The organism is Chitinophaga sp. XS-30, from assembly GCF_008086345.1.
Classification (GTDB): Bacteria; Bacteroidota; Bacteroidia; order Chitinophagales; family Chitinophagaceae; genus Chitinophaga.
The window spans coordinates 2,423,643-2,437,606 of record NZ_CP043006.1; the positions used below are offsets into that span (position 1 = coordinate 2,423,643).

At 46.0% G+C, this 13,964-nt stretch carries 13 protein-coding genes and 1 other RNA gene; 7 read left to right on the plus strand and 7 right to left on the minus strand.

Features of this window, described 5'->3' with window-relative positions; all coding sequences use genetic code 11:
- Positions 1-9 precede the first annotated feature (9 nt).
- Complete coding sequence (locus tag FW415_RS09990) at positions 10-921, plus strand: type IX secretion system membrane protein PorP/SprF (RefSeq protein ID WP_168208752.1); 912 nt, start codon at positions 10-12, stop codon at positions 919-921.
- An 827-nt stretch (positions 922-1,748) separates the two neighbouring features.
- Complete coding sequence (locus FW415_RS09995; RefSeq protein ID WP_148384345.1) at positions 1,749-1,955, plus strand: PLDc N-terminal domain-containing protein; 207 nt, start codon at positions 1,749-1,751, stop codon at positions 1,953-1,955.
- Positions 1,956-1,967: 12 nt separating this feature from the next.
- Here FW415_RS09995 and FW415_RS10000 read toward each other — a convergent pair whose 3' ends face one another.
- The 5 genes from FW415_RS10000 to rplU all read right to left on the minus strand — a co-directional run bounded on the left by FW415_RS10000 (position 1,968) and on the right by rplU (position 5,604).
- Positions 1,968-2,675: a PrsW family intramembrane metalloprotease gene (locus FW415_RS10000; protein ID WP_148384347.1), complete on the minus strand. Its 708-nt coding sequence runs from the start codon at positions 2,673-2,675 to the stop codon at positions 1,968-1,970.
- A 1-nt stretch (position 2,676) separates the two neighbouring features.
- Positions 2,677-4,359: a helix-hairpin-helix domain-containing protein gene (locus FW415_RS10005; protein WP_148384349.1), complete on the minus strand. Its 1,683-nt coding sequence runs from the start codon at positions 4,357-4,359 to the stop codon at positions 2,677-2,679.
- Between the two features lie 143 nt (positions 4,360-4,502).
- On the minus strand, positions 4,503-4,868 hold the full coding sequence (locus tag FW415_RS10010; RefSeq protein WP_148384351.1) for a histone: 366 nt from the start codon (positions 4,866-4,868) through the stop codon (positions 4,503-4,505).
- A gap of 66 nt (positions 4,869-4,934) precedes the next feature.
- Positions 4,935-5,213, minus strand: a complete 279-nt coding sequence (gene rpmA / locus FW415_RS10015) for a 50S ribosomal protein L27 (protein WP_148384354.1) — start codon at positions 5,211-5,213, stop codon at positions 4,935-4,937.
- 34 nt (positions 5,214-5,247) lie between these two features.
- A complete protein-coding gene (gene rplU, locus FW415_RS10020) occupies positions 5,248-5,604 on the minus strand; it encodes a 50S ribosomal protein L21 (protein ID WP_246858998.1) in 357 nt (118 codons plus the stop codon).
- A gap of 267 nt (positions 5,605-5,871) precedes the next feature.
- Between rplU and FW415_RS10025 the strand changes: the two genes are divergently transcribed.
- From FW415_RS10025 to ssrA, 4 genes are all read left to right on the plus strand, one after another.
- The gene (locus FW415_RS10025; protein WP_148384356.1) at positions 5,872-7,371 is read left to right on the plus strand and encodes a GH3 auxin-responsive promoter family protein; all 1,500 of its coding nucleotides are present in this window, start codon (positions 5,872-5,874) and stop codon (positions 7,369-7,371) included.
- A gap of 113 nt (positions 7,372-7,484) precedes the next feature.
- On the plus strand, positions 7,485-8,648 hold the full coding sequence (locus FW415_RS10030) for a 1-deoxy-D-xylulose-5-phosphate reductoisomerase (RefSeq protein WP_148384358.1): 1,164 nt from the start codon (positions 7,485-7,487) through the stop codon (positions 8,646-8,648).
- Positions 8,649-8,683: 35 nt separating this feature from the next.
- Complete coding sequence (rseP, locus tag FW415_RS10035) at positions 8,684-10,024, plus strand: RIP metalloprotease RseP (RefSeq protein ID WP_148384360.1); 1,341 nt, start codon at positions 8,684-8,686, stop codon at positions 10,022-10,024.
- Positions 10,025-10,049: 25 nt separating this feature from the next.
- Positions 10,050-10,420, plus strand: a transfer-messenger RNA (tmRNA) gene (gene ssrA, locus FW415_RS10040).
- A 316-nt stretch (positions 10,421-10,736) separates the two neighbouring features.
- On the opposite strand, the gene FW415_RS10045 is transcribed toward ssrA, so the two are convergent.
- Positions 10,737-12,413: a recombinase family protein gene (locus tag FW415_RS10045; RefSeq protein ID WP_148384362.1), complete on the minus strand. Its 1,677-nt coding sequence runs from the start codon at positions 12,411-12,413 to the stop codon at positions 10,737-10,739.
- Between FW415_RS10045 and FW415_RS10050 the strand changes: the two genes are divergently transcribed.
- Positions 12,389-13,438: a hypothetical protein gene (locus tag FW415_RS10050; RefSeq protein WP_148384365.1), complete on the plus strand. Its 1,050-nt coding sequence runs from the start codon at positions 12,389-12,391 to the stop codon at positions 13,436-13,438. The genes FW415_RS10045 and FW415_RS10050 overlap by 25 nt on opposite strands.
- 10 nt (positions 13,439-13,448) lie before the next feature.
- On the opposite strand, the gene FW415_RS10055 is transcribed toward FW415_RS10050, so the two are convergent.
- Complete coding sequence (locus FW415_RS10055; protein ID WP_148384367.1) at positions 13,449-13,922, minus strand: hypothetical protein; 474 nt, start codon at positions 13,920-13,922, stop codon at positions 13,449-13,451.
- Between the last annotated feature and the right edge of the window lie 42 nt (positions 13,923-13,964).

The window sequence follows — 13,964 nt, forward strand, 5'->3', positions numbered from 1 at the left end:
AAGAGAACTATGAAAATCCGTTTATGGAAGCTCCTGGCAGCAGGGATCATCAGCTGTAGTGCGGAACAGGCCGCAGCGCAGCAGCATCCCGTATATGCCCAATACCTGTTCAACGGAATGGTAGTGAATCCCGCTTACCCTTCCATGGATGAGTTCAGCAGTGCGACAGTAGTGGCACGTAATCAATGGGTAGGGATGGAGGGTGCGCCCAGCACAGGCACTTTTTCTTTCTACTCGCCACTGAAAGCTACCAGGACCAGCATCGGTTTTCTGGCGATGCAGGACAAGATCACCATCTATTCACAAACCGGCTTTCACCTGAACGTATCGCAAAAGGTCAAGCTGGATGACAAGCTTTTCCTGGCATTGGGGCTGAAAGGGGGGATGGAGCAATTCCGGGAGAACAACACCCATCTGGCTACCGATGATCCCGTTTTTGCGCAGGATCAGCAGTACTGGAAGACGGATATAGGATTCGGCTTCATGCTCTATTCCGAAAAGTTTTTCGTTGGCCTGGCCGCGCCTTCGTTCCATAATTTCGACCTGGGCAATTCTGTTAATAAAGTGGCATTCAAACGGCATTTATACCTGCATGGCGGTATGATCCTGGATGTGAATAAAGACATCAAATTCCGGCCGGGGTTGTTGTTCCGCCAGGTAGGCGGGGCCGGGATACAGATGGATGTGAATGCTTCCTTCCTCTTTAAGAATGTGTTATGGGCCGGTGTTACCTGGCGCACGGAAAAAACCGCTGCGGCCATGATGCAGTTGCAGCTCACCAAAGGGTTCCAGCTGGGATATGCGTACGACTTTGCTTCCGCAGGTTATCTGAACGGTATCCAGAGCGGATCTCACGAGCTGATGCTGAATTACCGTTTCTCTTTTACCAAAGGAAAGACACTGACCCCGCGCATGTTTTAGCATCAGTATAATTACATATTCCGTTCAAAAATATCCAAACCGGGAATCCGCCTGACTACCGTTTACGTACATACCGAAAATAACCGCCCGGCCTGTTAAACATTCAACAGCATTATTTGTTAAACAAACAGGCTTGACAGTTAGATCGCTCTTTCAGATACTTGTGCAAAAATTAGTTAATAGTTAGTTATCCTAACGTAAATAGTTTGATTGTTCATTTTCTTTTTATAGATTTGAATAGTGTGGTACAGCAATTGAGAGAGAAGTTCGGAGTTCTTTATAAACAGGTTATTATCAGTCGTTGAAGATATTTGCAGGCTTTATTCCTGTATGAATTTTTTGTCTTAAGCTAAATTGGAGAAAAAAAACGAGCCTGATGTTCGTGTCGGGCTCATTTCTTTTTACATAGCCGCCGCAAATATTGATATTCAATGACGATCAACATATTATTATTAGGGAATAAGGGATTTTTGTCTTAAGCTAAATTGGAGAAAAACGAGCCTGATTGTCGTATCGGGCTCCTCTTTTTAAGATGGTTTTATTTTATTTATGGATATTCAGGCCTGGGAACGTAGTCCCAGGCTTTTTTGTTCCCGGCCTGCCATTATCCGATAAACAACAGTAGTATATACTTGGTGAATATTTTTTTGTAGATTTGATACAACGCCAACTGAAATTCACGCGACAATACAATTAATTTATTGATATATACCTTTTTTATCCACTTTGCATTACTAGTTAATTTGGAGGATGGGCCTGATTGTCGAATCGGGCTCTTTTTTATTCCATCTTTTCCTGAAAATTCGTAGATTTATTTAAACGGAAGAATGGCCACCAATGCTGAAATATGGATCACTTTATTCGCTATGCTGCATATATGGCTGGTAGTGAGGTTTTGTGTGCTGCATACTTTCAGGGAGGCAAATAATCGCCCGTATCATCTGAAATGGCTGATGCTGGTCTTTTTTCTCCCGTTCGTTGGATATGGGCTGTATTTCTGGCTTACCCGGCGTTACGTGACGGACAAATCCTGATCATCCGCTCATTTACTCTTCTCCCTTATTGTAGTTTTTTTCTTTCCATCTGCCGGATACCTCCCGGTGATACCGGATAGCTCTTATGGAAAGCCGGATAGCGATGTAAAAAGAGAGCAGCGATCCCGCCATCAAAAACATATTGTCCCCGATAAACAGAAAGAAATCGAATGCCCCATGGAAAGCAATGGCCCAGAACAGTCCGGTTAACAATAAGGTACGCCTGTGCTGCGGAATGAATTTGGCCAGCCCCACATAATATCCCATCAATATGGCAAAGGTGGCGTGAGCAGGCACGGAAATGAACATACGCACCAGTCCGGTGCCGATCCCGTATTGCATCACATAGGCAATATTTTCCGCCGTCGCGAATCCCATACCGATCATGACGGAATATACAATGCCGTCGAATGGCTCGCTGAAGGCCCTTTTGGGGTAGGCGTAGAATCGCAGCATAATGTATTTGCCCAGCTCTTCGCTTAATCCTACGATGCCGAAGGCAAAAATCGCGGTTTGCCAGAGATGTTCACTGGATGCGCCCCAGCCCTGTGAGGCGGCGTAGAGCTGCATCAGCAGCGGAATGCCCACACTGAGCACACCGAGCAGGAAACAGCGCACGAGTAGGCGTACCGGTTCCCGTTCACGCTGGTCCAGCATATAGATCAGGATGGAGATAGCAATCCCTGGTGCGATGGCGATGGCCAGTGCCTGCAGTAACATATCAGATACCTTTACGTTGTTTGCGTTGCAGGAGGAAAGCTTCCAGTTCAGCTTTGGTAAAACTGCTGAGGTTCTTCTCCCGGCTGAGGCCGCCTTTTTGCGCGGCCAGTGTACCGTAGCGGATATCATGGTAGCCTGCTACGGCATGCGCATCCGGATCGATAGACAGCAATGCGCCTTTCCGGATGGCCGAAGGGATCCATTGCCAGTCGATATCCAGCCTGCGGGGGTGTGCATTCAGCTCTATCACCACATCGTGGGCCACGCAGGCATCAATGATCGCCTCATGGTCCACCGGATAACCGTTGCGGCTGAGCAGCAGGCGGCCGGTCATATGTCCAAGTATGGTCGTGTACGGGTTGGCGATGGCTTTCAGCAGGCGGGCCATGGCTTTGTCTTCCGGCATTTTGAGATTGGAGTGTACGGAGGCGATAACGAGATCGAAACTGCGGAGAATATCATCCGGGTAATCGAGGCTGCCATCGTTCAGGATGTCGGCCTCAATGCTTTTGAATATCCTGAAGGGCGCGAGCTGACTGTTCAGCTGGTCGATCTGCTGATGCTGTGCGATGATACGTTCCGGCTGAAGGCCATTGGCATAAAAGGCGGAACGGGAGTGGTCACTGATGACGAGATATTCAAAGCCCTGGTCCCGCGCGGCTTTTGCCATGTCTTCCAGGCTTTGGAGGCCGTCGCTCCATTGGCTGTGGGAGTGGATGATACCTTTGATATCGCCGGTCTGTATCAGTTCCGGCAACGTGTCGGCCGCCGCAAGGGCGATCTCGCCGGCGCCTTCGCGCATGCAGGGGGGAATGAACGGCAGCCCGGCTTTTGTGAATATCGCCTCTTCGGAATCGGCTTCGGTATCCAGGGCGCTGGCGGCATGTGCCCGGAATTGCTCCAGGAAGGCATCGTTACCGGTGGTAACGAACAGTTTGCGTGCGAACTGGGGCTGATCTACTCCGTAGACCATTACTTTGATCTGTTCCTGGTATTTCAGGATAATGACATCGGCTGTATTGTCCAGCCGGGTAAACCCTTCCAGGTCTTTCAGTTGCTCTGCCACCTTTTCGGCCGGTACGCCGATCACTATTTCCAGTTCATCGATCACCGGTTGTTGCCGCCGGAAAGCACCCGTCAGCGCCACCGGGGCAGGGGCGAATATTTGGGAGAACATGGCTTCCAGTTGGGCTGCTACAGCTTCCACTTCGGCGTAGAGGAAGCGTTCGCGGTTGGAGAGGAAGAATTCAATGCTTTGTTTGATGCTTTCCTGGGTTTTCTGCCCGAAACCTTTGAAAAGCAGGAGGCGGTTCTCATTGCAGGCGTACAGCAGCTCTCCCAGGGTCTCTATTTCCAGTTCTTTCCAGATGGTAGCGATCTTTTTCGGGCCGATGCCTTTGATCCGCATCATTTCCAGGATGCCGGGAGGGGTTTTTTGCAGGTATTCCTCCAGGAGGCCGAAGCGTCCGGTCTGCAGCATTTCTATAACGCTCTTGCCGGTGGACTCACCGATGCCTTTGATCCGGAAGATGGCATCATGGGGAGTTTCCTGCAGCGGAACGGTCAGTTTTTCGATCTGGAAAGCCGCATTGGCGAATGATTTGGCTTTAAAGGAATTGTCGCCGTGGATATCCATCAGCTTGGCGAGGAGGGAGAGGTTATCTGCGATGATATAGTTGTCCATACAAGGCGTAAGTTAGGAGATTCGGGCGGAATGAGCAATGGTCTGATACAAATGGCCTGCTAGGAATGATCCGGGTTTCTCCAAATAAAAGAACCCCCACCTGGAGGTGAGGGTTCTTTATGCTACAGTTTGTAAATCCGATCTTACATGGCCGGAGCTGCAGGAGCAGAAGGAGTTGCTTTCTTTTTAGGAGCAGCTTTCTTCTTGGCAGCCGGTTTTTTAGCAGCGGCTTTTTTAGGAGCAGCTTTCTTGGCAGCGGCCTTCTTTTTAGGAGCAGCTTTCTTAGCAGCAGCTTTCTTTTTAGGAGCGGCTTTCTTAGCAGCAGCTTTCTTTTTAGGAGCAGCCTTTTTAGCGGCTACTTTCTTTTTAGGAGCGGCTTTCTTAGCAGCAGCTTTCTTTTTAGGAGCAGCTTTTTTAGCAGCTACTTTCTTTTTAGGAGCGGCTTTCTTAGCAGCAGCTTTCTTTTTAGGTGCAGCTTTTTTAGGAGCAGCTTTCTTAATTGTTGCCATTGTTTTTTGAATTTTGGGTTAGTAAAAAAATTGGGTATTAAAAAAAACTTTATGGCAAACACTGCATCAGGCTTCCGCCTGGGCAGTGGTGTCAAATGATCTTACAGAAACGAAGGTTTTGTTCTCACGACCCTTTCTGAATTCCACCACACCATCAGTCAGCGCGTAGATGGTAAAATCTTTACCGATACCTACGTTTGAACCTACGTGATAAACTGTGCCACGCTGACGGATAATGATATTACCTGCTACAGCTACCTGGCCACCGAAGATTTTAACTCCCAGTCTTTTACTTGCGGAGTCTCTACCGTTCTTAACACTACCTTCACCTTTTTTATGTGCCATTGTATGTTACTTTATAACTTTAGTCAATATTAAATTAAGCTATTTCGCTGATCTTGAGCTTTGTAAAATGGGTACGATGACCAACTTTTTTCCTGAAGCCTTTTCTTCTCTTCATTTTGAAAGCGATCACCTTATCACCCTGAACATGGCCCAGGATCTCAGCCTTTATTACTGATTTTACATCAGTGCCAACGGCGATCTTGCCGTCAGTGTCGGTCAGCAGAACTTCAGAAAATTCTACTTTATCTCCAACATTCCCAGCCAATTGTTGTACGAAGATCTCCTGATCTTTCTGTACCTTGAATTGCTGACCTGCGATTTTTACAACTGCGAACATAATATTCCAAAAATAATTTCCTGCAAAGGTATTACTTTGTTTTTTAATCAACAAAGAATTTAATACTTTTTGCAGGTTTCCAGCCTCCCGCAGGAAGCATTTGTATTGAAAAATAGCTTTTTACATATCAAAGATACGGAGTTTTTACAATTTTAGCTTTTTTTAACAATTGTTTAGCATCCTTATCCCGCCTGCCGCTCCAACCCGCTATTGGCCGATCTCCGCCGCAGCCCATGCTTGTAGCCCCCTCTCAAAAGCTGTGTTCTTGGATACAAATTTTATACTTTTGTTTTTTATGTTTATCCACTAAAATAAAGGGGCATGAAGTTTAAATCACTGCTGGCCAAACCATTTGCTTCGATCATCGCCAACAAGGTGAAGAAGGAAATGCAAAGGGCGGTGGAAGATCAGGAATCGATCTGGCAAGAGTTGATCAAGACAGGGAAGAAGACGGAGTTTGGAAAAGACCACCAGTTCGACCAGATCACCTCTTATGACGCCTATAAGCAGGCAGTGCCTGTCAGGGACTATGAGCAGTTCCGCCCGTATATCGACAAGATAAAGGAGGGCAAGCATAATGTATTATGGAAGGGGCAGCCGATTTACTTCGCCAAGACTTCCGGCACCACCAGCGGGGTCAAATACATCCCCATCTCCAAGGATTCGATCGACCATCACTTTAATACATCCCGCAACGCGGTATTCTGCAACATCGTCGAAACGAGTGACAGTACCGCATTTGACGGAAAACTCATCTTTCTCTCCGGCTCCCCCGAGCTGGAAAGGGTGGGAGGGATTCCCACCGGGCGCCTCAGCGGGATCGCCAACCACCAGATCCCCCGTTACCTCCGCACCAACCAGCTGCCCACCTACGAAACCAATTGTATCGAGGACTGGGAAACAAAACTGGAAAAGATCGTGGAGGAGACCATCCGGCAGGATATGCGGCTGATCAGCGGTATCCCGCCATGGATGCAGATGTATTTCGACCGGTTGATCGAAAAGAGCGGCAAGTCCGTGGGTGAGTTGTTCCCCAATTTCTCGCTGCTGGTACACGGCGGTGTGAATTTTGAGCCTTACCGCGCCAAGCTGATGGACTCCATCGGCCGGAAAGTACATACGATCGAGACCTACCCGGCCTCAGAGGGCTTTTTCGCCTTCCAGGACTCCCAGGAAAGTGAAGGGCTGCTTCTCAATACCAATGCCGGGATCTTCTACGAATTCATACCGGTTGCGGAAATACGTGATGAAAACCCCACCCGCATCTCTCTGAAAGATGTGAAAGTTGGTGTGAACTATGCCCTGATCGTGAGCACCAATGCCGGATTATGGGCCTACAATATCGGGGATACCGTAAAATTCCTGTCCACCGAGCCTTACCGTATTGTGGTGACCGGCCGCACGAAGCACTTTATTTCCGCTTTTGGCGAGCATGTCATCGGGGAGGAAGTAGAGCACAGCCTGATGACCGTTGCAACGGAAAGCAGTGTGCGCATTACGGAGTTTACGGTGGCCCCGCGCATCCAGGTGAACGGTGAACTGCCCTATCACGAATGGTTCGTGGAATTCGAAGAGGTGCCGGGCAACCTGTCGGCCTTCGCTGAGGAGGTAGACCGGCAGATGCGCAACAAGAACATTTATTACGACGATCTGTTAACCGGTAATATCTTACAGACACTCAAGATCCGCCCGGTACGCAAGGGCGGTTTCATCGATTACATGAAGTCCATCGGCAAGCTGGGAGGCCAGAACAAAGTGCCCCGCCTGAGCAACGACCGGCGTATTGCTGATGAAATGGAAAAATATCTGGACGGGCGCTGACCCGGCCGGACCCTCCGCAAAGACCTTCTCCTTTTACCGGGAGAGGAGGGAATTCGCACGCTTAATTGAAAAATCTGTTTAAATTTAATCGCAGGAGAGATTCTTGTTTGATCATGAGTAAAAAACGTATTGGCATATTTGGTTCTACCGGGTCTATCGGCCGTCAGGCACTGGAGGTGATCGCTGCGCACCCGGAGCTGTTCGAAGTGGAGGTGCTCACCGCGCAGCAGAATGCGGACCTGCTGATAGAGCAGGCTCTGTTGTTTTCGCCCAATGCGGTGGTGATCGGTGATGAAGGGAAATACGAGGCGGTAAAGGCCGTTTTGTTCGATAAAGGCATTAAAGTATTTGCCGGCGCTGCCGCGATGGTGGAGGTGGCGGCCTGGGATTCCATCGATCTGATGCTTGCAGCGATCGTAGGGTTCGCCGGCCTGGCGCCTACTTTGTCCGCCCTCGAACAAGGCACGCCCATTGCCCTGGCCAACAAGGAAACCCTTGTAGTGGCGGGGGATATTGTGATGGCCACCGCCCGCAGAAGAAATGTGCCCATCATTCCGGTGGACTCGGAGCATTCCGCCATCTTCCAATGCCTGCAGGGCGAACGGGGGGCAAAACTGGAAAAAGTGGTGCTCACCGCATCCGGCGGGCCGTTCCTCGGTAAAAAGACCAATTTCCTCATCAATGTAAAGAAAGATCATGCCCTGCAGCATCCTAACTGGAGCATGGGGGCGAAGATCAGCATCGATTCGGCCACACTGATGAACAAAGGGCTGGAAATGATCGAGGCCAAATGGCTTTTTGGACTGGATGCGGAACAGATAGAAGTGATCATCCATCCCCAGTCCGTTATCCATTCCATGGTGCAATTCACCGATGGTTCCATGAAAGCGCAGATGGGACTTCCGGATATGAAATTGCCCATCCAGTATGCCATGGGGTACCCGGACCGCCTGTCCAATGATTTCCCCCGCTTTTCTTTCAAGAATTACCCCTCGCTTACTTTTGAGCAGCCTGATACCAAAACATTCCGTAACCTTGCCATTGCAACGGACGTGCTGAAGAAGGGCGGAAATGCAGCCTGCATCATGAACGCAGCCAACGAAGAGGTAGTGAACGCCTTCCTGAAGAACCGCATCGGCTTCCTGCAGATGACGGAAGTGATAGAGGAAACGCTGGACAGGTTGCCATTTGTGGAAAAGCCGACTTTACAGCAATATTACCAGGCGGATACCACTGCCCGCGAAACGGCCGCTGAACTGATCCACAACCTGAGCTGATAAACACTGAAATAATATATATCCAATAGAAATACATGACAACACAGGAAATATTAGTAAAAGCAGGACAGTTGATTCTGTCATTGTCGATTTTGGTGGTCCTGCATGAATTAGGGCATTTTATCCCGGCCAAACTGTTTAAGACGAAAGTAGAGAAGTTCTACCTGTTCTTCGATCCCTGGTTTTCCCTCTTCAAATTCAAGAAAGGCGATACCGAATACGGTGTTGGCTGGCTGCCGCTCGGCGGCTATGTGAAGATCTCCGGGATGATAGACGAGAGTATGGACCGGGAACAGATGAACAAACCGGCAGAACCCTGGGAGTTCCGGTCGAAACCCGCCTGGCAACGGCTGATCATCATGATCGGCGGGGTAACGGTAAACCTTATCCTCGGTTTTCTGATCTATACCATGATCCTCTGGCATTACGGGGAAGAGTATCTGCCTGCGCAGAACGTAAAATACGGCATCGTAACGGATTCCCTGGCACGGACCATCGGGCTGCAGGACGGGGACATGCTGGTAGCGGTTGCCGGCAAACCCGTGGAGAACTTTGAAGCATTCGCCGGCAGGCTCATCCTGAAAGAAGCCAAGACCATACAGGTAGTACGGGACGGGCAGCAGGTGGACATTCAAATACCAAAGGGCTTCCCCCGCCAGGTCATCAAACGGAAAGGCATGTTCGTCGTGCCGCGTTTGCTGCCGGTACTGGATACCGTTCCGGATAATTCCTTCGGTTTCAGGGCCGGATTCAGGGAAGGGGACAGGATCATCCGCGTGAACGGCGATCCGGTCAGTTATAACCATGAATTTTATAATGCCGTAAAGCGTGATACCGGAAAAACGATGGTGGTGGACGTACTGCGGAATGGTACGGATACCGTAACCATCTCCACTGTTGTGCCATCCAAAGGCTTCGGCGGCATCGGTCCTATACTTTCCAATCAGCTGGAGATCGTCAAAAAGACCTATACTTTCGGGCAAGCCATCCCGGCAGGATTCAACAAAGCTATTACCACACTCGTTTCTTATGTGCAGCAGTTACGCCTCATTTTTGTTTCCGAGGAAGTGAAGGCCAGTGAATCCCTGGGCGGTTTCATGAGCATCGGCAATTTGTTCCCCGGTGTCTGGGACTGGCAGAGCTTCTGGGCGCTGACAGCCCTGCTGAGCATCATTCTTGCATTCATGAACATCCTGCCCATTCCCGCGCTGGATGGCGGACACGTTATATTCCTGACGTACGAGATGATCACCGGCCGCAAGCCGAGCGAGAAGTTCATGGAGTATGCGCAGATCGTGGGGATGGTGATCCTGTTCGGCTTACTGCTGTTCGCGAACGGTCTGGATGTATGGCGCTGGATTACTTCGAAATTTTAGCGTATCTTTGCGGAGCTAAATACCGGGGGCTGACCGGTTTTGACAGCATAGGTCTTTGAAAGTGTAAGCATGTCGTGCGTTGGATAATTAGCACGTAAATCTGAATACCCAAACTTTAATTGGCGAATCTAACTACGCCATGGCTGCCTAATTGAATTAGGTACCCATTATAGCCGCCTGAGTTGTGACCCACTACGACTCTCGCCGCCGAATCAAACCATAGCGGGATAGGTACACATGGTTTCTGTGAGTGTGTAATGAAAATCAAAACGGATAAGGACGAGGTTGGTTTGTTCCGCCCCTGCTGAGTCCCGACACAACAATGCGGAAATAAACATGTAGAAAGCTTTTGGAGGATATGTTTGGACGCGGGTTCGACTCCCGCCAGCTCCACCTGAAAAAATCCCATTTTTTTGTTATGTGGGAAGAATATTGACAGCTATTACGTATGTAATAGCTGTTTTTATTTTATGGGTATGTTGATTATAACCAGTTGTTTATCGTAATCATAGGTGTTGTAATACTATGTTTATCACCATGATACATCTTATTGAAGGGTTATAAATTCCATTGATTTCCTACTTTATGTAACAATTATTTAGTCAAAGGTCACGGGAATCCGACCATGTTTTCAATGGAATATTTAAGTAAATATTCCATTGAAATAGGATTAAAGTAGGCTCTACAAAAAAATCCCAACTGGGATAAAATGTTATTTTAGTAACTGGATAGTGATAATCTTCGCTAACGTGTTGATCAAAGACATGACTTCATTAACCTCGCTTGTAGATACATTATTTTGTTGTGATAGTCCTAGGGTTTCATAATTCTCTTGTTCAATTATTAATGAGTCCGATTGGGTTAGGAGTTCCTTTTTAATTGAAAGATTGTAAGAGAACAAACCTGTGAAAGAGTGTTCCTTATTATATAATCTTTTCACCGCTCCGGTAACCGGTGAGGCATGAAAGCATTTGCCATCAGATACAAGATACTCCGGAAAGATCAGCCTGGTCAATTCTCGCTTAGTATGAATATCTCCTTCTTCGTATAACTGGCGTAGTTTGGAAAATAATGACAGGCCGGTGTTCACATCTTTTGAAAGCTGTCTTTGTTTATTCTGGAGTGCACTAAGCTTCTCGCACAGGATATTTATTTGTACTTCACTACCTGCTTTTATTTTCTTATAATCTGATCCATCAATATCTCCTTGTAAGAGTAGGTCCCGCGCCTTTTTAATCTTATTGTTTAGCTCATCAATTTTCTTTGTCAGATGATAAGTTGTTTTTGTTTTTAGCGCTGCTTCTTCTGTTAAGGTTCTCTTCAATATTTTAAGGCAGATTGGATAGTAGTTTTCGCTAAGTTTGAAAGATTTCAATTGCTCAACGAAGAGATGATGTAATTTATCAGTTCTTAAATGAGACTTGCAATTGGAGTGACAGTGATAGTAATAGTATTTTTTATTCCGCCCTTGTGAGCCACTGCCAGTCAGAACTTCGCCACATTTTTTGCATGTTAAAAATCCTCTTAGGGGAAATAAATATTCAATGTTGGATCGCTTGGGAAGTTGTTCTCTCTTTTTATTTATTATGCTTTGAACATTGAAGAAAAGTATTTCCGATACAATAGGCTCGTGCGTACCTTGGACGTATTGCTCGCATTCATGGGGAGTGGCATGTATTGGCACTTTGCCACAATACAATGGGTTCCGAATTGCTCTCCAGAAACAGTTTTTACTTTTGTTAAACCCGTTATCCGTAGCATGTATATAGGCTTGTGTGATGTTGTGTGTTTTTGAGGCAATCTGTTCGAATGCTGTTTTCATAATACTCGCACAAGGTTCTATAGGGGCTATATATTTGACGCCGGTTTCTGTTGTTCTATTGATGTAACCAACCGGTGCAAGTCCCGTACAACGCCCTTCCTTTTTAGCTCTTCGTAGGCCCTGTTTGATATTTAAACTTCTGCGAGCGTTTTCGACCTCCGGGATAGTGAGATAAAATGCCAGGGTCATTTGATTTTCTGGAACAGTAATATCTAGTGGCTGTTCGGTAGCTACGGGTTGTATGCCTAATGCTTCAAGTGAACGGATGGTTGCATATGCTTCGGCAGTATTCCTGCTAAATCTGTCCCACTTTGTGAACAGAAGTACTTGTGGACGATTACCTTTATTTACTTTGTAGGATTTAAATAATTTGGTCCATTGTGGTCGATTGAAAGTTTTTGCCGAGAAGTCTTCATAAATAACAGATCCTACTTGAATGCTATTTACTTCGCAATGTCTTCTTAATACTTCTTCCTGGTAGCGTTGTGAAAAGCCTTTGTCTGCTTGTTCTTCTGTACTTACTCTGATATATAAATCAGCTATTGGAAGTATGGCACATTTGTCCATATTATGTTATATTTAGTGAATGTATTAATAGTTTTGATGGCTTTAGATATAAAGAGCTAACCCAATTTTATTTAAGGGTGTTAGCGATAATTGGAGTATTGAATATTAATGATTTTAATATTATGAAATTGCAACAAATCAGAGCTATAAGTGAATTAACTAATCTATTATATGATTTCTTACCAGGTAGTCGCTATTCCTATGCTGATCAGTCAATTACTTTTCCTGGATGTGCTGCAAAAGTGGGAGTATCTCAGTTATGGCAAGGTGGGAGTAAAAGGCCCGCAATCAATAAGTTGTTGTCGGGGACGTTAGAACTTAATAACGCCAAGTTCTGTAACTTAATTCGAGAAATCATAAAGACTGCAATTCCTTATCGAATGGGGAAGGCCAATCCAATAACTAGAGAGGAAATAGAAGAAATTAATAAGAAAATTCATGAAATCGGTTTTAGAATTAAGGACCTTGTAGATGAAGAATTTCTGAAGACGCTTCCACAAAAGGAATCTCGAAGTGTACCAACGGAAGAGAAGAAAGTAATCGATACCATCGAATTGGTTAAGGATTATATGGATATATCGAGTATGGATCCGCAACCAAGAGGATATGCATTTGAAAAGTTTTTAAATAAACTATTTGTCAAATTTCAGTTTTCACCACGAGATGCTTTCAGAATTAAGGGAGAGCAGATTGATGGTAGCTTTGAATTAGATGGCCAAACATATTTACTGGAAGCAAAATGGCAAGCGAAGCAAAGTGCACAAGACGAATTACTAATTTTCAACGGGAAGGTTGAAGGTAAATCTTCATGGGCAAGAGGTGTTTTTATCAGTTATATTGGATTTACAGATGATGGACTTGAGGCATTTTCCCGGGGTAAACGTACGAGCATTATTGGTCTGAATGGGGTGGATATATTCTTTGTTCTCGAAGGGAAAATCTCCCTGTCTGATCTTATTAAAAGGAAGGCTAGAAGAGCAGTTGAGACAAACGAATTTTTTGTGTCAGTACATGAGTTGCTCTAACTTGGGAATTTTAGGGCAATCCTTCCCATTTTTTTCGAATAGCAAGACTATTATAACCTCGTTTATCTTCATTACGAAATATTTCGAAACCGATTTTGGGCATCATGAGTCCACTTACGTAGTTTTCTTCAAGATATGTGGGGTTATTAATTACAAATTCCTTGTGGCTTGGTACGGCCATAGCTCTTTCCTGTACTTTATCTTCTATGTATTCTAAAATATCGAAGTTTTCGTCATCGTAGTTTGGTTCAGCCTCAATGTATTTTAAAATAAGCATTATAGGCTTAAATTTACCTTGATGTGGAGGATATCCTAGGATATCAATAGTTGTATAATAAAGATGGTAAAGCGATGTACTAAACCCGTCTTTTTCCAAAATGCCGGTTACCCAATGAATAAAGAACTTAACAAAGCCATCATCATCATAGAAATGGTTTTCTATTTTTTCTGTAGATAAGATATGATTGATATTGTATTCAGTCATAGAATTTTGGTATATGTATTAATATTGCTATTAATTTTCAAA

Bases quoted from the DNA above. Each gene is read 5' to 3' on its own strand.
- FW415_RS09990 (WP_168208752.1), top strand. From the start codon at position 10: ATGAAAATCCGTTTATGGAAGCTCCTGGCAGCAGGGATCATCAGCTGT.
- FW415_RS09995 (WP_148384345.1), top strand. From the start codon at position 1,749: ATGGCCACCAATGCTGAAATATGGATCACTTTATTCGCTATGCTGCAT.
- FW415_RS10000 (WP_148384347.1), bottom strand. From the start codon at position 2,675: ATGTTACTGCAGGCACTGGCCATCGCCATCGCACCAGGGATTGCTATC.
- FW415_RS10005 (WP_148384349.1), bottom strand. From the start codon at position 4,359: ATGGACAACTATATCATCGCAGATAACCTCTCCCTCCTCGCCAAGCTG.
- FW415_RS10010 (WP_148384351.1), bottom strand. From the start codon at position 4,868: ATGGCAACAATTAAGAAAGCTGCTCCTAAAAAAGCTGCACCTAAAAAG.
- rpmA (WP_148384354.1), bottom strand. From the start codon at position 5,213: ATGGCACATAAAAAAGGTGAAGGTAGTGTTAAGAACGGTAGAGACTCC.
- FW415_RS10025 (WP_148384356.1), top strand. From the start codon at position 5,872: ATGAAGTTTAAATCACTGCTGGCCAAACCATTTGCTTCGATCATCGCC.
- FW415_RS10030 (WP_148384358.1), top strand. From the start codon at position 7,485: ATGAGTAAAAAACGTATTGGCATATTTGGTTCTACCGGGTCTATCGGC.
- rseP (WP_148384360.1), top strand. From the start codon at position 8,684: ATGACAACACAGGAAATATTAGTAAAAGCAGGACAGTTGATTCTGTCA.
- FW415_RS10045 (WP_148384362.1), bottom strand. From the start codon at position 12,413: ATGGACAAATGTGCCATACTTCCAATAGCTGATTTATATATCAGAGTA.
- FW415_RS10055 (WP_148384367.1), bottom strand. From the start codon at position 13,922: ATGACTGAATACAATATCAATCATATCTTATCTACAGAAAAAATAGAA.